This window comes from Lagierella sp. ICN-221743 (genome assembly GCF_037890055.1).
Classification (GTDB): Bacteria; Bacillota; Clostridia; order Tissierellales; family Peptoniphilaceae; genus Mediannikoviicoccus.
Genome location: NZ_JBBKBD010000001.1, coordinates 195,475 through 217,394 on the forward strand (window position 1 = coordinate 195,475; position 21,920 = coordinate 217,394).

The window sequence follows — 21,920 nt, forward strand, 5'->3', positions numbered from 1 at the left end:
TACCTACTTTCTAAGGTTTGGATCCAGTGCGTCTCTTAGACCGTCACCTAATAGTGTAAATGAAAGCATTGTCAATGCTATTGTTAGTGCAGGGAAGAATAATTGATAAGGATAGAATTGGAATTTTTGTTGAGCGGACGCCGCCATAGCTCCCCAAGAAGTTTCTGGAGGGGCAACTCCAAGTCCTAAATAACTTAAAAATGCTTCACTGAATATATATCCTGGTATATCGAAGGAAATTGAAACCAAGATAACATTTAATGTGTTTGGAATTAAATGTCTCATGATTATGTTCTTATTTGATACACCAAGTACGTCTGCAGCTAATATAAAGTCTTGTTGTTTTAATGATAGAATTTGTCCTCTAACAAGTCTTGCAAGTCCACACCAACCAGTTATGGTCATGGCAATAATAAGTGTATGAATACCTTGTGAGTCCATGGCAAGTCTTACTATGATAACAACAAGAAGATATGGTAGTGAGAAAAGAATTTCTACAATTCTCATCATGATATTATCTACTCTACCTCCAAAGTATGCAGAAACTGCACCATAGATAGAGCCTATTATCGTACTTATAATTGCACCACAGATACCAATGAAGATGGAAATTCTACCACCTCTCCAAAGTCTTGTGAATACATCTCTTCCTATTTCATCTGTCCCAAACCAAAATTCAGATCCTGGCTTAGTATTAGGTGCTCCTACAATATCCTTAAAGTTATACTTAGAAATCATAGGTCCTATAATTACCATTATGGTTAAAAATATTAGTATTATAAATGCAAGCATGGCAGTTTTATTTTGTTTAAATCTTCTCCACGCATCTGACCAGTAGGTTACAACAGGTCTTGCTATAAATTCTGCATCTCCCTGGTCCTTAGGCACTCTTTTAAATTTACTTTTATCTATACTTTCCATCTTTGTCTCCTAGCTATCTACTCTAATTCTTGGGTCGGCAACGGTATATAGAATATCAACTAATAGTTGTGCTACTAAGAATAATGCAGCATAGAACACAGTTGTACCGATAATCATTGGGTAATCACGAGTTTGGATAGCACTTACAAAGTAGAAACCAAGTCCCGGAATACCAAACATTGTTTCAATAATGAATGAACCTGTAAATATACCTACAATTTGTGGTCCTATTATTGTAATAACAGGTAGTATGGCGTTTCTAATAACATGCTTAATTATGATGTTAAATCTTGAAACACCTTTTGCTTCAGCTGTAAGGATATAGTCTTCATTCAATACTTCAAGAACATTACTTCTCATATATCTTGCATATGTTGCAATTGAACCAAAGCACATTGCAAGGGACGGTAAAACAGTATATTTGAACATACCTGGTCTATAACCGGATGTTGGGAACAATTTCAATTTTACCGCAAAGTAAAGTTGAAGTAGTGAACCCATTATAAATACCGGGATAGTTACTCCTAGTATAGCGATGACGCTTACTATGTAATCCGGCCATCTACCCCTGTTTAACGCTGCTATTATACCAAGAACTATACCTATTGATAGCCCTATAATCATGGCTTGTCCACCAATTCTACCTGAAACCGGTGCAGTTTCCTTTATAACTGTGGATACTTCTCTACCTGGATACTTGATTGATGAACCTAAGTCTCCCTTTGTTAATACATTTTTTAAGAAAATTGCATATTGTTCGTGGACCGGTTTATCAAGACCATATTTCTTCTTATAGTTTTCTATGGTTTGTGGTGGTAATGTCTTACCCATTGCAGATAGTGGGTCCCCTTGAATGTTATGCATTAAAAAGAATGTTACAGTGGTAATTATGAATAAGGTTATTACCATGTATAAAAATCTTTTTCCTATATACTTTAACATCTTAACCTCCTAAATCAGGTGGCTTTCGCCACCTGAAATTTATTTTTCCTCAACTATGGTCTAGCTGAAGTATCAATTGTTTTAAAGCCAGTGCTTGTGAAGTCTGAGAATGTTACTCCCTTTACATAATCGTAGTAGTATGAGTTTGTACTAGCTCCGATTAGTGGAATAACAACTGATTGATCTACAAGCATCTTGTCTGCTTCTTTGTATAATTCAGTTGCTTTAGCTGTGTCTTTTTCAACAGCTGCTTCGTCAACTAACTTGTCATAATCTGCACTTGCCCATCCTGTGTTAACAGCGCCTGCATTTGTCTTGAATAATGAAAGCATTGCTGATGGGTCATTGTAGTCTGCTGTCCATGCAAGGTATCCTAATTGGTAATCACCTTTTTGGATTCTACCTGCAAGAATTGGCCATTCCATAGTTTCTAGTTCAACGTTAATACCTAAATTATTGTTTAGGTTTTGTTGAATAAATTCGTTTATCATCTTAACTCTTGGGTTATTTACATAGATAAGAGTTAATTTAACTTGTGCTGGATCTTCTCCAAGTCCTAATTCTTTAAGACCTTCAATTAAAAGAGCTTTTGCATCAGGATTTGCAGATTTTAATCCATCAAATGAGTCGCCAATTTCATCTCTAAATTCTTTACCATCTAATTGAACTCCATTTGGTACCCATCCCTTTGCTGGAGGAGTAAATCCTTCAGAAAGTAATTTTGAAAGGCCTTCTCTATCAACTGTAAGGTTAATAGCTTGTCTTATCTTTTCATTCTTTAGTATAGGGTCAGTGTGGTTAACTGCTAAATAGTCAACTGCTGGAATACTAACTGGTTCGCTCTTAACATTTTCAATGTCTTTGAACTTAGCTACCCATTCAGGAATGTTAGTTCTAACTGCATCAACTTCTCCTACTGAGAAAGAGTTCATGATAGTGTTAGTATCTGTCATGATAGGTAGGTTTACAGTTTGTAGATGAACGTTTTCTTTATCCCAATAGTCTTCGTTCTTTTCAAGAGTTAATCTTGAGTTGTGAGTCCATTCAGTTAATTTGAAAGGTCCACATGAAAGAACTGTATCTGGTTCTGCACCATATTTTTCGCCATATTTTTCAACTAGATCTTGTCTACATGGTAGCATTACTCTAAAAGGAACTAAAGTTAAGAAGTATGCTACTGGAGAATCTAAAGTTACTTCTAATGTTAAATCATCAACAGCTTTTACACCTAGTTCGTCAACAGGAGCTTTCCCTGAGTTAACTTCACCAAAGTTTTTAATAGGTGCAAGTAGGAACGCTGATTCAGAACCTGTGTCTGGATTTGCTGCTCTCTTGATTCCATATTCGAAATCCTTTGCAGTTAGTGGTTCTCCGTCTTCCCATTTCATTCCTTCTCTAAGTTTGAATGTATATGTTAAGCCGTCTTCTGAAACTTCATAGCTTTCAGCTGCTGCTGGAACTACTTCATTTGATCCATCTTCTTTTTCAGCCATTCTAAGTAGTGGTTCAGTAATATTGTTTATGATTTTATTACCATATACGTCAGATCCCTTTTGAGCGTCCAATGTAGTTGGCTCACTGTCTAATAGGGAATTGTAGTATTGTTCTCCACCATTTCCTCCTGCTACAGGTTTACCATCAGAACCAGTAGCATTTTTGTTAGCTCCACCACATGCAGTTACAAATAACATCATACCTGCAAGTACAAGTGAAAGAGCTTTTTTCTTTCCATTCATCGTATTATTCCTCCTTAAGAATATAAATAAGAATTTAAATTATACAGAAACCTTAAATCCCTTTGAGAAAACGATTTGAATTTAAATAAAAAACATTTTCAAAATCAAATTTGATTCAGTTTTCTGTAGAACTCATTGTTAATTATAACACATGTTTTAGCCATTTCAACCATAAATAACGCTAATTAATGAATAGGCAAAAATATATATCTATTTAAAACTTAACACTATAAAAATACTTAAGCCACGCTTATTCTATAAGTTATATAGCTTTAACGTGGCCCATCATTCTATTTAGCAAAATATCAATATTTAAAAGAGTTTTACTTTTTTATTAGTCATTTATGAATTTTTAACCTCTCTAAAATTTAATCAAAATTTTCTTTTTTCTTTTTGTAAAAATAAATAATAAAAATTATTACAACTAGTCCTATGATTACTAAAGTATAATCCTTTGTAATAGTTTCAATAAAGGTCCAATTCTCTCCAAGCTTCATGCCTGCGAAAATGATTATTGCATTCCAAATTAAAGAGCCTAGTCCAGTCAAAACTATAAATTCAATCAAATTCATACCAAACATCCCGGCAGGTATGGACACCATTGATCTAAAGATAGGAACCATCCTTAATATGAATACTGATATTCTTTCATGTTTAACATAAATATTTTTAATTTTAGTTAGGGTATTGTTATCAATTCTCAACATCTTATCCTTTCCAATAAATGCATTTCTAACTTTAGGTCGGTTTATATACTTGCCAATATAATAAAGCACAACTGCTCCTAGCACAGAGCCAAGCGTTGATGCAAGTAGCACCGAAATGAAGGTGAGTTTTGTTGTGGATATAAAAAGTCCGCCAATACCTAAAACCGCTTCCGATGGTATAGGTGGAAAAATATTTTCAATAAAAATTAATAAGAAAATTCCAAAGCTTCCAAACTTTTCTATTAGATTTAAAAATAATTGATTCATGATTTCCTCCAAAATAAATTATATCAAATAGCAGGACTCAATACTAATTGTGGAAATTTTTCTCAAATCTGTTTCTTCTCAACTGTAATAAAAAAAGAAACCTCTTAAGTAAGGTTTCTCTTATTTTTTTGATTTAACTTTTTTCAATCGGAAGAACTCTTCAATATCTTTCTCTTCCAATATCTCTTCAAGTTTTTTTATATTTCTTTGTAACTTTGGTATTTGTATCTTGTCCAGTGCATTGGCCCTCTTTTGTGTCTTGTTTATTTCATTGGCCAAATTGTAAACTGCATTTTCAATTTCAGTCAACTTGTAAATTAACTTTCTAAGCTTTTTAAATTCAATTAAAAGTCTGTCAAAGCCTGGATAGGTGTCGTGGATACCAAAGCTAAGTGTTGTTTTTTTATCGTCTTTATCAAGTATTATCTTAGGGACAGTTGCACCCATTACGGACTTATACAAAATGTCGTAGTCTTTTTCCAAAGAGATGGCGTCAATAATATTGTCCAAGTTCTCTTTCCCAAGTACGAGATTCACTTGATTTAAAAGTTCATATGCCTTTGAAAATTGTTCTTCAATATTTTTTTGAACTTCCTTGGCTTCATCAACTAAAGTCATCATTTCCTTTATTAGAACGACTCTCTTTCTATCTAAAAGATTGTATCCCTTTTTGGCAAAGTTCAAAGACTTCTTCAATTTAATTAAGTTGCCCTTGGTATATGCCATGTTGTTCTTAGCCATTTAAATCACCTTTTTAGATACTTTTCTTTTAATTTTGGATCTAGTCTATCAAGCTGTTCATCGGGTAAAATTTTCATAAGCTCCCATGCAAGGTCCAATGTTTCTATGATACTTCTGTTTTCGTACGGATCTTGTTTTACAAATTTCTCTTCAAACTCTTCTCCAAATTTCAAAATCTTCTTGTCCGAATCTTGTAAGTCGTCTTCTCCAAGTATTTGAGCAAGGTCTCTTACTTCTTGTACCTTTGAATAGGATGCAAAAAGTTGGTTTGCAACATCTTGATGGTCTTCCCTTGTGTAGCCTTCTCCAATACCATCTTTCATAAGTCTTGATAGTGAAGGAAGTACATTTATTGGTGGATATACATCTTTAAAGGTAAGTTGTGGGTCCAATGCGACTTGCCCCTCTGTAATATAACCTGTTAAGTCTGGGATTGGGTGTGTAATATCTCCATTTGGCATGGTAAGAATTGGTATAAGTGTTAATGAACCCTTATGTCCCTTAAGCATACCCGCCCTTTCATATAGACTGGCAAGGTCTGAATACATGTATCCAGGGTAGCCCTTTCTACTTGGCACCTCTTCCCTTAGTGAAGATACTTCTCTAAGAGCTTCTCCATATGAAGTAATGTCTGTCATTAGCACAAGAACATGTTTATTTTCTTCAAATGCAAGATACTCCGCAGCTGTAAGTGCACATTTAGGTACAATAAGTCTTTCCATAATTGGATCATCTGCATAATTTAAAAACATTACTACATTTCCAATTACACCGGAGTTTCTAAATTCATTTTCAAAATAAATTCCTTCGTCGTGCTTTACACCTATGGCTGCAAACACTATGCAAAAGTCTTCATCTTCATTATTATCGCCAGTATTAACTACCCTTGCTTGTCTTATGATTTGAGATGCAAGCTTGTTATGGTCCAAGCCATTTTCAGAAAATATTGGAAGCTTTTGTCCTCTAATAAGTGTTGTTAAGCAGTCTATTGTTGAAATTCCTGTTTGAATAAAGTTTCTTGGATAAACCCTTGCAACGGGGTTCATTGGTCTACCGTTGATGTTATAAAGTTTTTTAGAATAGATATCTCCAAGGCCATCAATAGGCTCGCCTATTCCATTAAACTTTCTTCCCAATATGTCCTTTGATAGAGGAAGTTCAAATGGTTTTGTTGTAAAAGAAACTTCTGTATTATTTGAGGACATTCCAGTCAAGTCACCAAAAACTTGTATTTGTGCTGTCTCTCCTCTTATGGCTAAAACCTGTCCAAGGAAAGTTTTATCTTCAAACTCAACCTTTACAAGTTCGCCATAAAACATATCCTTAACATTTTCTATTTCAATTAATGAACTCTTTATCTTTGAAGCTTTAATGTATTTCTTAATCATCTAAGCCTCCTTCGTTATATCTGCTTTCAAGATTTTCAAAAAATTGTTCTATTTCTTCTTTCAATTCATCTATCTTTTCAAGCTTGTCATTTTCGATATTGTACTTCATTCCAACTATTTTTGTGTATATTTCTGAGGATGTGATTTCATTAATAGGAATGTTCTTCTTTACAGCTTCAAGACCAAGGTCGTAAAACTCTTTTATAACTTCAAGCATCTTGTACTGTTTCAACAAAGGCACATAGGAATCTATTTTATTAAAGGCATTTTGTTGTAAAAATCCTACTTTAATCATCTTTGCAACAAATAGAGTAAGCCTTTGGTCATCTGGTAGTACATCTTCACCTATAAGCATTACAATTTCTTGAAGCTTGTCTTCTTCAAATAAAATCTTCATCATTTTATTTTTCAAAGTGACCACATCTTTACCAATTAATTCCATGTAGTCCTCTTTTAGCTCGTCACTGTACTTTGAATACGAAGTCAACCAGTTAATGGCAGGATAGTGTCTTGCATATGCAAGCTCTTTATCAAGACCCAAAAATACATTTACATATCTCTTTGTATTCTCAGTAACAGGTTCCGAAAAGTCTCCCCCCTGAGGAGAAACTGCACCGATTATTGTTACAGAACCAAGTTCGTTTCCTAATGTCTTTACATATCCGGCTCTCTCGTAGAAGCCTGCAATCCTTGATGGCAAATATGGAGGGAAACCTTCTTCCGCTGGCATCTCTTCAAGTCTACCTGAAATCTCTCTAAGGGCTTCTGCCCATCTTGAAGTAGAGTCCGCCATTATTGCCACGTCATAGCCCATGTCCCTAAAGTACTCTGCAATTGTGATTCCAGTATAAATGGAAGCTTCTCTTGCAGCTACTGGCATATTTGATGTGTTTGCTATTAAAACAGTTCTCTCCATAAGAGGTCTGCCTGTATTAGGGTCAATAAGCTTAGGAAAGTCTTCAAGAACTTCTGTCATTTCATTTCCTCTTTCGCCACAGCCGATATATACGATTATATCCGCATCACAATACCTTGCGAATTGATGTTGTGTCATGGTTTTACCTGTACCAAATCCTCCAGGTATTGCAACTGTTCCTCCCTTTGCAACTGGGAAAAATACATCTAAAATTCTTTGTCCTGTCTTTAGTAGTTTTGAAACTTCAAGTCTTTCCTCAATTGGTCTTGGAAATTTTATTGGCCATTCTTGATATAACTTAACTTCATGAAGCTCTTTGCTTTCGTCTTCTATCTTTAGAATAACTTCGTTTATATTGTATTTTCCAGATGGCTTTACATCTACAGCCCTTCCCTTAACTCCATATGGAACTAAGATCTTATGGGTTATTGCTTCAGTTTCTTTAATAGTTGCAACCACTTCTCCTTGAGAGATTAGTCCACCTTCTTTAACTATAACGTCCACATCCCAAAGTTTTTCTTCATCAAGGGACATAAGGCCAATGCCTTCTGGTATAAACTCTCCATACTTCTCTTCAATAACCTTTAAAGGCCTTTCAATCCCGTCAAACATATTTCCTATAAGACCTGGGCCTAGCTTAACTGAAAGCGGCATATTTGTATGAACCACTTCGTCTCCGGCGCTTAGTCCTTGAGTGTCTTCATAAACCTGTATAGTTCCTTCGTCATCGTCTAAGGAGATTACCTCTCCTATTAACTTCTTTGGTCCAACTAGAACCATCTCTTTTGCTTGGAAGTTTGACATGTTATTTGCATTTATAACTGGTCCATTTATAGATGTAACAATTGCATTATTTTCCATCTACCTTACCTCCCACTTTGTTTATGAAATCTTGAATGACAAAACCAATCGCCTTTCTATTGATCTTTACAAATTCACTTATTGTGTTATCCACAATACTATTTTCTTTCTTATTTTCTAAAGTGTAGCCGCCTATAACATCATCTTTCAAAATTTTAATCTTTGATTCATCAAGAGAAAGTCTCTTTGCATCATTTGAAGTAAGTCCTATTGAAAAATCTGGATTGTTATAATAAGGCATAACTTTCTCCTTTAAACCTTCCACATATTTTTCTTCTGTAACATAGGACTTATATTGATTTAAAATATCTTTGTTAATATCTTCAATCATTCTCTCTCTAAATTTAAGAATTTCTTCTCTACTCTTATTTTCTTGAATTTGAATCTTTTCATTTATATCTTTAGTGATATCTCTTTCTTTCTTGGAAACTAGTAATTCAAATTGATTTTCCTTTTCTTCTTTGAACTCCATAAAGTCGTCGCTTAATTTAGAATAGAGTTTTTGATAATGTTCTTCTAGCTCTTCTTTCTTTTTGTCATAAGTTACCTTTTTAAATAACTCATATTTATTTTCAAGTAAAATCATAATATCACCTAGTCAATCTTTACACCTAAGGACTCTTTAACAGATCTTAGTATAAAATCCTTATCTCTTAATCCACCTTGCCCTGGAATTACAACAATCAGTGGTTTTGCTTTACGCTTTTTTCTATGCTCAATTAGCAAATCATGTACTATTTCAGAAACATCTTCCGTCAATATTACAGTCCCGATTTTTTCTTCTTTTAGAGTCTTTTTAAAAATACTTCTCAAGTTTTCTCTGTCTTTACTGAATGTTCCCCTAATTCCTGAAAGTTTTAATCCCTGAACAATGCTTTTGTCATTTGATATAAGGTAGGAATACATTATAATCTTCCAAGAATCATGATGGAAATTACAAGGCCGTAAATTGCGATACCTTCCGCAAGACCAACATAGATAAGTGTTTTACCAAGAAGTGTATCGTCTTCTGAAACTGCACCTAGAGCTGCAGAACCTACTACACCTACTGCATAACCTGTACCTATTGTTGCCATACCTGTTGAAAGAGCTGCCGCCAACATTCCAAGTCCGTTAGATGATCCTTCAGCTGATGTTGCTGCAAGGGATGAGTCTGGTGAAATTATAATAAGAGCCATAAGTATTAATGGTATAAAGCTCAATAAGTTCACTCCCAATGCTCTCTTTAACTTTCTCTTTGAGTTGTCTCTATTATTATTTTTTAAATAAATTCCTGATGCTATTGTGGTTAAGACCACTACTATTGATAATCCTATAATAAATTCCATTTCTTCCTCCTAAAATACGTTTTTGTCGGGAACAAATTCCCTTCCGTCTCCAATGTAGTATTTGCTAAACATTTCGTAATATTCAAGTCTTAGTGATTGAATAAATACAATTAGCCCTTCCAGACCAAGTATTACAATATTTCCTATAATTATCATTGCGATAGAACCACTCTTTGTGCCAATCATATTTCCAATAGTTGAAAAAGCTAAGAATAGACCAACGTGATTTATTGCAAAAGCTCCAACCCTGATAAAGGAAATGGTTCCTGAAAATATTGAAATTATTGTTTCAACAATTGAAAAGCTAGATTCAATAAAATATCCGCTTGGTAAATCCGTTTCTTCTTTTAGTATAAATTTTTGGTAAAGTACTTTTTTTAAAACCATTGCTAAGATGCATAGAACTGCAACTATTGCGAAAAGATATAGTACAAAGTTATTCAATCTAAATAGCTTTGTACTGGCAATTCCTAGAATTGATATATATAGTAAAAATCCTGCAACGCCCTTTTCTCCAAAGTAAAGTTCTTCAAAATTTTTAGTTCTAACAAAATTAATTACTCCTAGGGAGTAACTCATTATAAGTAAAACAACTCCTAGAGCTATTGCCATTATAAGAATTGTGTTTATATTTTCATATGGATTGAATAAAATTGGCTTTATAATTGTTTCAAGGCCAAATACAGAGCCATATAAAAATCCAAATATTGTTGAACTTAATCCAAGCCTAGTAACAAGTCCTCCAAAGTCTCTATTTATAAACTTGCCAACCAATATGCCAGCAATGGCAAAGAAAAGTCCTTGTCCCACATCTCCAAACATTGAACCAAATAGCAACATATAAGTAATTGCAAAGAAAGGCGTTGGGTCAATTTCTTCATAATTCGGTACCCCATACATCTTTACAAGCAGTTCAAAGGGTTTAAATATACTATTGTTTTTTAACTTTGTCGGTGGTTTGATTTCATAGTCGTCAACTTCGTGGAAAGTTACATCAACCTTGTACTTGCTTGTTAGTTGGTTGTAAAGATATTCGCTGTCCTGTTTCGAAATCCAACCGGCCAAGTAAAAATATCTATCGGAAACTGCCAAAGAGGTCTTTGTGTTTTCAAGATTTAATTTATTATACTTGTCCTTTAAAATTTGAACTATGCCGTCTTCATTGTCCTTTTTATAATCTTCAATAAAGTTTTTGCTCTTTTCTATTTCACGTTCAAGGTCTTTAGTCTCATTGTTGAGTCTTTCAATTATTTCTGAAGGCTTTCTTTCAAATCCTGATGGTATTTTAATTTCCTTAAAGTTTAAAGATCTTAAAACTCTTCCAATATCAACCTCCATATCGCTAGGGTAAATGATAAAATAAACTTCTCCCTCTTTTAAGGCCCCCATGTGAAAAATTGCCGCAAAAATATTTTCGTAGTTCTTCTTTATCCTAAGCCTATCTTCTTTAGATAAAATTCCAAATTTAAAATTGAAATTTTTTAAATCCAAAAGTTTTGCCATGGAGATATTTATATTGCCAAACATATGGAATATATCCATGTCTCTATTTTTTTCTTCTAATCTCACTTCAAGACTATCTAAATTTTCCATCTCATCGGAAATCTTTTCAAAATCAGACTCTGAAATAGGCGTACTTGAACTTCTTAAATACTTTTTATTGTTTAAATCAATATTCAAATGATTACAGAAATTATCAAGCTTTTCCTTTTCTTCATTTAAATTTAAATCGCCATGATATTTTTTTATATAGTTAAAGTCGATGGCCATATTGACATTTTCACTGCTTATTGGAAACATAAACTGGCTATTTTCGATTAACTCTGATGCTTCAATTATCTCGGTGGTTTTTGAATTTACAATATCTTTTAAGATATTTTCCATATCCTCAATCTTCCCGATAACATTCATCATGTACATTCTTTGAGATTTCATTATAACCTCCTTTCTTCATAACAAATCAAATAGTTCTTTATATCTTCATTATTCATTTTTAATTCTTTCCCCTGAATTATTACCATGATATCTTTAATTTGAAACTCATAGATTAAAACATACCCCAGTGCTTTGCCCATGTCGAACTGCATACTTTTTAAATATTCTTTGAACCTTGCATATAAAAATTTATCATTATTAAGGCTCATTTCAATATCTGTGCCTTCGCCGGCAAAAAACTTTACACTATACTCAGTTCCCTTTACAAAATTTAAAAAGGATTCTAGGTCCATCTTTGACATTTCTAAAAGATTGTCCACTCCAAACTTTAAACCTCTAAAGATGCTGTAGTTATATATTAAAGTATCATCAACATCATAGTACTTCTTAGCTCTATATATCCAAGTTAGATTTTTTAAATCTATTATGGTTCCAAAGAGTTCTTTAGCTTTTTTTCTACTCTTTTTATCAAGCTTATCACAATATTTATAAATATCTGAATAGTGAAACCTATCTAAGGACATTTCCAAGTAAAAAAGAATTTCTCCTCCTATTTTTTCGTTGTAACTTCTTATATAGTCGTAATATCTTTCCTTACTTAAAGATTTTATAAAGTCTGTAATAGTTATGCCTTGGTTAACGGAATTATAAAAGCCTTCTTCTATAACAAAGTTTTCTTTGGCTAAATTTTCATTGCTGTTGTAAATATTTCTTACGGCCTTTTTAACATCATCAATTTTGTACCTATCTATCATTAAGTCCATAAGTACTTTGTACTCATTAGCCATAAAATTACTTAAAGCCTCCATCTTTTCAATTAGAATCCTCTTTATATGCACAGATAGATAATCTAATTCTTGAAAATCGGTGGCTTTAATAAATTCTTTCTCCATTAGAAAGTTTAATATTTCTCTTTGTGATAAATTCAATATATAATCATAGTCAGAACTCTTTAGCAAATTCTTTCCCATGCCAGATATCTTGGTATTAACAGCAGAAAAATCTTTAGCTCCTGCCATCTTTAAAATCACCTTCCAAAACCGTTTTGGTTATATAATCTATTATTCCAGGTTTTTCTAAACGGTATCTTTCCATAATAAGATCCAGTTTCTTTTCCAGGGAATTTTCAATCTCATGCTCCCTAGATTTATAATCACTCTTAACTCCTTCTTCAAAGGCCTGAATCCTATTATCAAGCTTTTGTTCAAGTTTCTTTTCAAAATCCGCTTTTGATTTGTTAAAACTTGACCTTAGCTCTTGTTCCTTTTGTCGATACTCCTCGTCTAGAGATGAAGTCATTTCATCAAGTTCTACAATTTTTTCTATAAATTCATTCATCTCTTACCTCCTCCTAATTAATAATATACCTTAAAAACAAATATGTTAAATTCAAATCGTTTTCTTTTTAAATATTTCTTGCTATTTATTACGTTTTCTTAACATTTTTTTGCTGTATTAGATTATTATACACAATCTCAAACTAACTATTTTTCTAAATTGCCAAATTTAAAGATTTTATTTTTAACTAGTAAACGATGACTAAATAATTATTTAATTTAGTAAATTTAGATTATCAAAAAAAGACCCTCACAGCAAGGTCTTTTCGTAAATTAATTTGTATATTGATTGTATCTCTTTATATTTTCTTCAGTAAGAAACTCATAGGCTTCATTTACCTTTTGAAACATCTCCGTTGCAGATTCACTCTTATTTATATCTGGATGATACTTCTTTGCCATCTTTCTGTAGGCTGTTTTAACCTCATAAGCATTTGTATTAACTGGTACTTCTAAAATTGCACAACTCTTTTCATATTTCTTTTTAAAATCTTCCAGTGGATTAGAGTAGTTTTGACTTTGATTTTGATAGTATCCACCATATCCATTTGAATTTTGTTGACCAGTTCTGTAGGTCCTATAATATGTTCCTGAGCCTTCTGCAAAATTTCTAAATACCTCTTCCCAAAATTCATTTTGAGCCCTTTCTTGCTCTTGTCTTCTTCTCTCTTCTTCTTCTTTTTTATCTCTATAGGCCTTTTTAAATTCTTGATAGCTCTTATAGTTTTCCCTATTATTAATTAAATAGTCTCCATAGTTCCTCAAGAATTCAACTGCGGAGTAATGTAAAAACTCTAAATAAGAAATAAATTTTCGACCAAGTAGTGGTATTACAATAAAAAATACAAACACCAACAAGAAAGCCGGTAGATATATAATTAATATCGGTAAGAAAAATACAAAACCTGAACAAGCTAGTACTGCCACTATGCTAAGTACAGATTTACCAAGTCCCGATATAACATCAACAATTACTTGAAGTACCTTTATTAATCCGCCTATTAAAAAGTCCAGTACATCTGCAAGCACCATGATGAACTTTCCCCATATTTCTCTCATATTTCACCTTCTTACACATAATATAAAAATTATATCATCTAATACCCCATTTTCAAAATAAAAAAGAGATAGACTTTCGCCTACCTCTTAATAATCTATAGTTTTGGTTTTTTCTCATATGAAGTGTGAAGTAATTCTATTGCAAGTGGGCTTGCAACTCCACCAAAGAACTCATCATAAAGCTTTTGAACTTTTTCGTTCTCATGAGATTTTCTCTTTGCTTTATTCTTGTCTATGGAGTAAATTCCCTCTGCTCTCTTCTTTAATATGGACAGGTCACCATGGTGATATGGTTGTCCACCTCCACCTATACATCCTCCTGGACAAGCCATTACTTCTATTGCGTGAATTTCTTCTTCGCCACTTTGTACTTTTTCAAGTAATCTTCTCGTATTACCCAGGCCGTTAGCAACTGCTATTCTAATTTTTTTACCGTCAATTTCAACTTCAGTTTCCTTAATTCCTGTAAGTCCTCTAAGGTCTGTAAATTCTAGTTCCCCAAGTTCTTCTCCAGTAATCTTTTCGTATGCAGTTCTAACAGTAGCTTCAATTACTCCACCTGTTGCTCCAAAGATTGCTCCCGCTCCTGTTGACTCTCCCAATGGATCGTCAAAGTCTTCATCTTCAAGCTCTTGGAAGTTAATTCCCGCTTCTTTTATCATTGATGCAAGCTCTCTTGTTGTGATTACAACGTCAACGTCTGAGTTACCATCTGATTCTAGTTCTGGTCTTGCAGCTTCAAACTTCTTTGCAATACATGGCATAATTGATACTACAACCAAGTCCTTAGGTTCAATTCCCATCTTTTCACATAGATAGGACTTTGCAACTGCACCAAACATTTCGTGAGGACTCTTACAGCTACTTGGAATGTCAATTAAGTCACTAAATTGTTGCTCCATAAAGTTAACCCAACCTGGACAACATGATGTTAATATAGGAAGGGTTCCATTGCCCTTTAATCTTTCTACAAATTCGTTTGACTCTTCCATTATTGAATTAAAAACCAAGTAATAATACTTGGTTTTTTATGATAGTATTTCAATAACATTTTTATTTGCTGCGGACTTTGCTGGAGCATAAGAGAACACAACTCCTATTACAAGTGAAATTAGTAGCGCCACAACTATTGGGCCAACTTCAACCGCTGCTTTAAATGGAAGAAATGCAGAAATAATCATTGCCATTAGCAGGCCAAAGAGGTATCCGAAAATTCCTCCGATAACTGTCACCACAATTCCCTCCAGTAAAAATTGCATGGTAATATTTCCCTTTGTTGCTCCTATAGCACGCCTTATTCCAATCTCTTTCGTTCTTTCTGAAACTGAAATAAACATCATGTTCATCATTCCTATTCCCGCAATAAATAGAGATATTCCTCCGATTAGTGCAATGAATATGGTTATTTGATTTAAAACCTTTGATATACCTTCAAGCATCTCGGAGATATCAAAGTAATTATAAGTTCCTAAGTCCTTCATTGAACCACTAGATTTTAATTTGTCCACAACTTCTTTAGCAGTGTCCTTCACGCTTACTCCCGATTCTAAAAACACTTGGATACCTGGTGAATTCCTCTCTTCAGGTCTAAGGCTCTCGTAGGTTTGTTTTGGTATGGATATATCCGAAAAACCTCCTCCACCTATCCCCATGCTAAAGGCTTCGTCCTCATAAATTCCAACGACTTTATAGCCAACGCCATTTATATTTATTGAAGAACCAAGTTTGTCGTTGTAGTTCTTTAGAATTTCATCTGCCTTTTCTTCGCTCAATATGGCAACTCTCTGTTTCATATCGTTGTCCAGTGAGTTTAGGTTTCTACCTTCCACCATTTCCTTATCTGTACTCTTTACGGTTTCAACCATTGAAGAAGATTTTCCATTTCTAGTTTCAACTTCTAGGTTCTGACTTGCAGACTCATTATTTTCGTTGCTAAACTTTACATCCTTAACCCCAGGAATACTTTTTATTGTGGAAATATCCTCTGAGTTGAAGAATATAATATTTGGATCTTCATACATGCTCTGCTTATTTGGAATGAAAGATATTGCAATGGATACGCTTTCGTCTCCCTCTTCAGTTAAGTTATCCATAACATAGTTTTGAAAGCCATTACCTATGGAAATTATTGTAATAACTGCTCCTATTCCTATGATTATCCCTAGCATTGTAAGGATGGATCTCTTCTTGTTTCTCTTTAAGGCATTTAGTGCATCATAAAATAGTACAGAAAATTTCATTACACATCAGTCCTTTCTCTCAAGTCTCCATCCTTCATATATAAAACCTTGGAACAGTAACTCTTCAAACTTCTGTCATGGGTTACCATAACCACAGTTGTATTATTTTCGCTGTTAAGTCTTTTAAAAATGTCCATTATTTCAATGGAGGTCACCGAGTCCAGAGCTCCAGTAGGTTCGTCTGCCAATAAAAAGTCTGGCCTGTGAACAATAGCTCTTGCTATGGCAACTCTTTGCTTTTGTCCTCCAGAAAGTTGATTTGGATACTTGTCAAGCTTGTCCAATATTCCAACGGAGTCTAGGGCCTTTTCAACTGAGCTCTTTATATCCTTTGGGCTCTTGCCCGCATATAAAAGTGGCAGCTCTACATTTTCTCTCACAGTATAGTTTTCAATTAGATTAAAGTTTTGAAACACAAAACCTACAGCCTTATTTCTAAGCCTTGACATTTCATCATCATCTAAATTTTTTACAGATTGGCCATTAAATATATAGCTTCCTGTAAACTTCCCATCAATGAAACCAATTATATTCATTAGCGTGGACTTCCCAGAACCAGACTCACCCATTATACCGACAAATTCACCTTTTTCAATGTTAAAGCTCACATCCTTCAGGACATGAAGTTTTTCTTCCCCAGTGGTATAAACTTTATTAACCTTTTTGACTTGAATCATTTTGGTCTTTGTCCTTTTCTATGTTTTTGCTATCTGTATCTTTTTCAGTTGAATCTGTTCTGTCTTTTACTTCTACATTTACATTACCACTTTTAGATTTTTCTTCGGTGTTTTTAGTTTCATTTTTATTCTCTTTTTCATCTTTTTGGTCATTACTATCACTAGTCTTTACATCAATAGCTTCACCATCTGAAACACCTGTAATATCTTCAATAATACTATCTCCGAGTTTTAAACCTTTAAGTACCTTGTATGCACCATTTTCTTTCGCAAGTGTAACTTCTACTCTTTTTGCCTTTCCATCTTCATACATATATACATATGTCTTTCCATCTTCCTCTTCCACTGAAGACTCTGGTAAGTAAAGTCCATCTTCCGTGATTTCCACATTTACAGAAAAACCATATTGTATAAATCCATCTGGAATCACATTAAATTCAAACTCTGACATATTGCTTCCAGACTGGGTCCCTGGAATGGCAGCATCTTCCTTAGGCATATTTGATATATAGGACACCCTTCCCTTTTGAGTTTCGCCAGTGGATATTACCTTTAAGTCCACAATGTCGTCTAAGTGAAGTTTCTCAAAGTCAAACTCTGAAACAGAAGACACTATTTTAGTCTCCTTTGAGACTATTTTTATTAGTGGATCAGTCCCTACTTGACTTTGTTCCGCCTTGCTCTTGTCTAAATATACGGTACCCTTTACCTTTGCCTTTTCAACTTCGTATTGTTTGTTTTTTAAGTTTGCAATCTGTTCACTAACTCCGTCCAATTGTGACTTAGCCTCTGACACTGCCCTTTTTGAAGGAGAAATTTGTGCTTCATAAGCCTTTACTTCTTGCTTTGCACCTTCTATAGCAGCCTTAGTCTGTTCTATATCCATCTGTGTCTTGGCATACTCTTCTTGATTGTCAGGATTTAAAGACTTATTTAAAGTGTTGAGCTTTCCTTGAAGATTTGAAAGATTTTTCTTAGCCTCAGCGTAGTCTCCGTTGGCCTTTGAAAGGTCGCTATTTGCAAAACCCAATGAGTTTTTCATAGATTCATATTGTCTTTGAAGTTCGTCAATTTGTTCTTTAACTCCAGGAGTTTCATATTTAAATAGATTTGCTCCCACTTCCACATTGTCCTTATCCTTAACATAATACTCTATAATCTTTCCCTTTGAAGGATCATAAAATATATTTTCTGTTTCTATGGGAACTGAATTTCCAGTAAATGTAATTGGAGCTTTTTTGCTCACAGTGTATAGAGCATACTCCTTATTCGTCTTCTTTTTAGGTAAAAAAAGATTTAAAAGAGCAGCTATAAGTAAAACTACAGCCACTACAGAAATAATTATTTTATTTTTCTTACTCATATACTTCCTCTTCTTCAGGTAACTTCTTTAATTTAGAATTTAAAATAAGCATTCTAATTGAAGGAAGTAGTTTTATTAAAAGTGCAATAAGGGCTATAACAACTACTATACCAATACCTGCAGCTAGTGCGCCCTTTGGTACATTTTCCATTGACTTTGTAACTTCTTCGCTCATCTTTGAAGTAGCTGCACCAGTTTTGTTCATAGATGTTGTAATGCCAGATACAAAACTATAAGCCGCCAAAATTAATGTTAGGGCATAAGGTATAATATCAACTTTTACCTTATCAATAATTCTTTTTCTGTTTTTAAAAGCCATAACTACACAATAAATACCAATAATTACAGTTAAAACAAGTATTATCTTATCAAATGTTGTTGGTTCAAAGTCTGCAGGATTAACTCCTAAATCTTTAAGTGATTCCAATTGTTTTAAGTAGGACTTTGTAATAAAGGTGTCTATTACACTCTTAATTCCAAATAGAGCCGATATTACTGCAATAACCAAATAAAAGTTATTCCAAAATCCCATCTTTTTAAAAATTTCATCTCTCTTCATAAATAACCCTCCTTAGTGTATTAGCATTATGATACATTAATAATACCATCTATTTTTACTTTTGTAAACAACTTTACTAATATTTTGCAAAATTTTCATAAAAAAAAAGAGATGGATAACCATCTCTAAATTTTTATCTCTATAACTTCATTTCCTTTTAAAGTTTTTTTCAAGTCTATTAGCCTTTGGTTTGAAGAACCTCTAAATTTTAATTTCAAATCTTTTAAATCTTCAACAAATGGACCATCAACTAATACATCGCAGTTTTCTAAAATCTTTTTAGAGTCTCTGTCTTTAATTAATTTTTCATAGACGTATCCAGAAAAGATCCAAATGCTTTTATCAGTGTTTGCTCTTATATATTCTACCTTTTCACAAAGCTCATGTGCACTGTCAAATGGTTCTCCTCCCAATATGGTAAGGCCTTCAACTTCTTCTTTAGAAAGATTTTTTAAAATTTTTTCCGTAACTTCATCTGTCCACAAATTTCCAAACTCAAAGTCTTGGTACTCAGGGTTAAAACAATTTTTGCAACCTATGGTGCATCCCGTTACAAAAATTGTAGTTCTTATGCCTGGGCCATTTGCCACATCATAATCTCTAATCTGAGCAAATCTCATTAGATGTGAAGAACCCTTTCTTTAATCTCTTTAGTTCTTCCCTCGTTCCAGAAGTTTTCTCCAAGATAACCACAGGTTCTTCTAGTTACATTCATCTTTGAAGTGTCTTGGTTATGACATTGTGGACAGGTCCAATTATTATTTTCATCAAGAACTATTTCTCCATCGTATCCACAAATTTGGCAGTAGTCTGACTTTGTGTTGAACTCTGCATATTGTATGTGTTCATAGATGTATGAAACCATTGTTTCAAGGGCCTCTAAGTTATGTGACATATTTGGAATTTCCGCATATGAAATACATCCGCCCCTTGAAAGGTCTTGGAATTGTGCTTCAAATTCAAACTTTGAAAACACATCTATATTTTCTCTAACGTCAACATGGAATGAATTTATATAATATCCCTTGTCTGTAACGTCTTTAATAACGCCAAATCTCTTTCTGTCAATGGAGTTAAATCTGTGAGTTAGTGACTCTGCAGGTGTGCCGTATAATGCAAAGCCAAGACCTGTTTCAGCTTTCCATTCGTTTACCTTTTCATTTAACTTTTTCATAACCTTTAGGGCAAACTCTGTTCCCTTAGGATCCGTATGGCTAACTCCCTTAGTTAGTAAAGTCGCTTCATAAACTCCGATGTATCCAAGGGTTACTGTGGCATAGCCATTTATTAATAGCTCTTGTATTGATTCGTGCTTTCCAAGTCTTGCTATGGCTCCATGTTGCCAATGAATTGGACTTGAGTCGGAGTTTGCTCTTTGTAACAATTCATATCTTAGCATACAAACTTTTTTACAAAGTTCCAGTCTCTTTTCCAAAATATGGAAGAATTTTTCTTCATTTCCCTCTGCAAGAATACCAATTTGTGGAAGGTTTATTGTAACAACGCCCATGTTAAATCTTCCATCAAATTTATAATTTCCATGTTCATCTTGCCATGGTGAAAGGAATGCTCTACATCCCATTGGTGAAAATACATTGCCTTCATAGTTTTCTCTCATCTTCTTAGCTGAGATATAGTCTGGGTACATTCTCTTTGCAGTACATCTTATTGAAAGTGCTGTTAAGTAGTAGTACTTGCTGTCCTTATGAATATTATTTTCATCCAATACATATATCAATTTAGGGAATGCCGGTGTAACATATACACCAACTTCATTTTTTATACCTTCAATTCTCTGTTTTAAAATTTCCTCAATTATTCTAGCAACTTCTTCTTCATACTCGCTACCATCTTCAATATGCATAAATAAAGTTACAAATGGAGCTTGTCCATTGCTTGTCATAAGGGTATTTATTTGATATTGAATTGTTTGAATACCAGACTCCAAATCCTTTTGAGTCATCTCTTCAGCCATTTTTTCAGCTAGAGTAAGGTCCTTCATAACACTTAGTGCAAGGTTTAAATTCTTTTCATAAGATCTTCTTAAATACTTTCCTAGACACTTAATGTCGATACTTTGGCCACCATATTGATTTGATGCAATTTGTGCAATGATTTGAGTCATTACATTACATGCAACTTGAAATGACTTTGGAGATTCAATCATCTTACCATTAACTACAGTTCCATTATCCAACATATCCTTCATGTTGACTAAACAACAGTTAAACATAGGTTGTACAATATAGTCCATGTCGTGAATATGTATTGCACCTTCATCGTGGGCTTGTATAAGTTCTACAGGAATAATCTTTCTTCTAGCTATGTCTTTAGATACTTCCCCTGCAATTAAATCCCTTTGAGTAGAAGCAATATATGCATTCTTGTTTGAGTTTTCCTTCATTAACTCGTGGTTTTCAGTTTCAAGCAGTCCTATTATACTATCGTCGGTAGTATTTTTTTCTCTCTTATATGTTTGTACCGCTTTGTAGTTTTCATAAGATCTTGCTGTAGCAGGGTTGTTGTTTTGAATAAGTTTATAATAAACTTGGTCTTCTATATCGAAAATAGACATAGTTCTTCCAGTGGTTTTTGCAAAGTCTTCTATTTCAGAAGCTATTTTTTCTGCAAGGCCATCTTCAAAAATTCCAGTGCTGGAATTCATTGCCTTTTCAATTGCAACAATTATTTTTTCTTTGTTAAATTCAACTAAATTTCCATCTCTCTTTTTTACTTTCATTTTAATCACCTGCTACTATTTTATAGGAAATAACTACATATAGCAACCACAAGATGTAGGACGCACTATATATAGTTGTTTGTCCTATGCATTACTTATGAATAATATTTACATTTAAACTACCCTTCAGCCATTTATCATGAGTAAATATTCATATGAAATATTTTTAACAAATTTTCATTGTGGAAAAATTTTTTTTAAAC

21 protein-coding genes are annotated in these 21,920 nt (G+C 33.6%); all 21 read right to left on the reverse strand.

The window, feature by feature from the left end; translation table 11 throughout:
- Positions 1-3 precede the first annotated feature (3 nt).
- A complete protein-coding gene (locus tag WKS98_RS00960; RefSeq protein WP_498916129.1) occupies positions 4-921 on the reverse strand; it encodes an ABC transporter permease in 918 nt (305 codons plus the stop codon).
- Positions 922-930: 9 nt separating this feature from the next.
- Entirely contained in the window at positions 931-1,863 is a 933-nt protein-coding gene (locus WKS98_RS00965) for an ABC transporter permease (RefSeq protein ID WP_498916131.1), read from the reverse strand.
- A gap of 53 nt (positions 1,864-1,916) precedes the next feature.
- The gene (locus WKS98_RS00970; RefSeq protein ID WP_498916133.1) at positions 1,917-3,599 is read right to left on the reverse strand and encodes a peptide ABC transporter substrate-binding protein; all 1,683 of its coding nucleotides are present in this window, start codon (positions 3,597-3,599) and stop codon (positions 1,917-1,919) included.
- Between the two features lie 368 nt (positions 3,600-3,967).
- On the reverse strand, positions 3,968-4,573 hold the full coding sequence (locus tag WKS98_RS00975) for a DedA family protein (protein ID WP_498916135.1): 606 nt from the start codon (positions 4,571-4,573) through the stop codon (positions 3,968-3,970).
- 120 nt (positions 4,574-4,693) lie between these two features.
- Positions 4,694-5,314 carry a V-type ATP synthase subunit D gene (locus WKS98_RS00980; RefSeq protein WP_498916137.1) on the reverse strand — a complete coding sequence of 207 codons (621 nt, stop codon included), beginning with the start codon at positions 5,312-5,314 and terminating at the stop codon, positions 4,694-4,696.
- A gap of 5 nt (positions 5,315-5,319) precedes the next feature.
- Complete coding sequence (locus WKS98_RS00985; RefSeq protein WP_498916139.1) at positions 5,320-6,702, reverse strand: V-type ATP synthase subunit B; 1,383 nt, start codon at positions 6,700-6,702, stop codon at positions 5,320-5,322.
- Entirely contained in the window at positions 6,695-8,479 is a 1,785-nt protein-coding gene (locus WKS98_RS00990) for a V-type ATP synthase subunit A (protein WP_498916140.1), read from the reverse strand. Before WKS98_RS00990 ends, WKS98_RS00985 begins: the two co-directional genes overlap by 8 nt.
- Positions 8,469-9,065 (reverse strand): hypothetical protein, encoded by a 597-nt coding sequence (locus WKS98_RS00995; RefSeq protein WP_498916141.1) that lies wholly within the window; start codon positions 9,063-9,065, stop codon positions 8,469-8,471. Before WKS98_RS00995 ends, WKS98_RS00990 begins: the two co-directional genes overlap by 11 nt.
- Before the next feature lie 8 nt (positions 9,066-9,073).
- Entirely contained in the window at positions 9,074-9,385 is a 312-nt protein-coding gene (locus tag WKS98_RS01000; protein ID WP_498916143.1) for a V-type ATP synthase subunit F, read from the reverse strand.
- Positions 9,385-9,807 (reverse strand): ATP synthase subunit C, encoded by a 423-nt coding sequence (locus tag WKS98_RS01005; protein WP_498916145.1) that lies wholly within the window; start codon positions 9,805-9,807, stop codon positions 9,385-9,387. The genes WKS98_RS01000 and WKS98_RS01005 overlap by 1 nt, the downstream gene beginning before the upstream one ends.
- A gap of 9 nt (positions 9,808-9,816) precedes the next feature.
- A complete protein-coding gene (locus WKS98_RS01010) occupies positions 9,817-11,742 on the reverse strand; it encodes a V-type ATP synthase subunit I (protein WP_498916146.1) in 1,926 nt (641 codons plus the stop codon).
- Positions 11,742-12,761 carry a V-type ATPase subunit gene (locus WKS98_RS01015; protein WP_498916147.1) on the reverse strand — a complete coding sequence of 340 codons (1,020 nt, stop codon included), beginning with the start codon at positions 12,759-12,761 and terminating at the stop codon, positions 11,742-11,744. The genes WKS98_RS01010 and WKS98_RS01015 overlap by 1 nt, the downstream gene beginning before the upstream one ends.
- Positions 12,748-13,080, reverse strand: a complete 333-nt coding sequence (locus WKS98_RS01020; protein ID WP_498916148.1) for a hypothetical protein — start codon at positions 13,078-13,080, stop codon at positions 12,748-12,750. Before WKS98_RS01020 ends, WKS98_RS01015 begins: the two co-directional genes overlap by 14 nt.
- Before the next feature lie 272 nt (positions 13,081-13,352).
- A complete protein-coding gene (locus WKS98_RS01025) occupies positions 13,353-14,138 on the reverse strand; it encodes a DnaJ domain-containing protein (RefSeq protein WP_498916150.1) in 786 nt (261 codons plus the stop codon).
- Between the two features lie 95 nt (positions 14,139-14,233).
- Positions 14,234-15,130 (reverse strand): [Fe-Fe] hydrogenase large subunit C-terminal domain-containing protein, encoded by an 897-nt coding sequence (locus tag WKS98_RS01030; protein ID WP_498916152.1) that lies wholly within the window; start codon positions 15,128-15,130, stop codon positions 14,234-14,236.
- A gap of 36 nt (positions 15,131-15,166) precedes the next feature.
- A complete protein-coding gene (locus WKS98_RS01035) occupies positions 15,167-16,378 on the reverse strand; it encodes an ABC transporter permease (RefSeq protein ID WP_498916153.1) in 1,212 nt (403 codons plus the stop codon).
- Complete coding sequence (locus WKS98_RS01040) at positions 16,378-17,055, reverse strand: ABC transporter ATP-binding protein (protein ID WP_498916154.1); 678 nt, start codon at positions 17,053-17,055, stop codon at positions 16,378-16,380. Before WKS98_RS01040 ends, WKS98_RS01035 begins: the two co-directional genes overlap by 1 nt.
- The gene (locus WKS98_RS01045; RefSeq protein ID WP_498916155.1) at positions 17,033-18,418 is read right to left on the reverse strand and encodes an efflux RND transporter periplasmic adaptor subunit; all 1,386 of its coding nucleotides are present in this window, start codon (positions 18,416-18,418) and stop codon (positions 17,033-17,035) included. Before WKS98_RS01045 ends, WKS98_RS01040 begins: the two co-directional genes overlap by 23 nt.
- Positions 18,411-18,977, reverse strand: a complete 567-nt coding sequence (locus WKS98_RS01050) for a hypothetical protein (protein ID WP_498916157.1) — start codon at positions 18,975-18,977, stop codon at positions 18,411-18,413. Before WKS98_RS01050 ends, WKS98_RS01045 begins: the two co-directional genes overlap by 8 nt.
- Positions 18,978-19,102: 125 nt before the next feature.
- Complete coding sequence (gene nrdG, locus WKS98_RS01055; RefSeq protein WP_498916159.1) at positions 19,103-19,597, reverse strand: anaerobic ribonucleoside-triphosphate reductase activating protein; 495 nt, start codon at positions 19,595-19,597, stop codon at positions 19,103-19,105.
- On the reverse strand, positions 19,597-21,717 hold the full coding sequence (gene nrdD / locus WKS98_RS01060; protein WP_498916161.1) for an anaerobic ribonucleoside-triphosphate reductase: 2,121 nt from the start codon (positions 21,715-21,717) through the stop codon (positions 19,597-19,599). The genes nrdG and nrdD overlap by 1 nt, the downstream gene beginning before the upstream one ends.
- Positions 21,718-21,920: the final 203 nt, after the last annotated feature.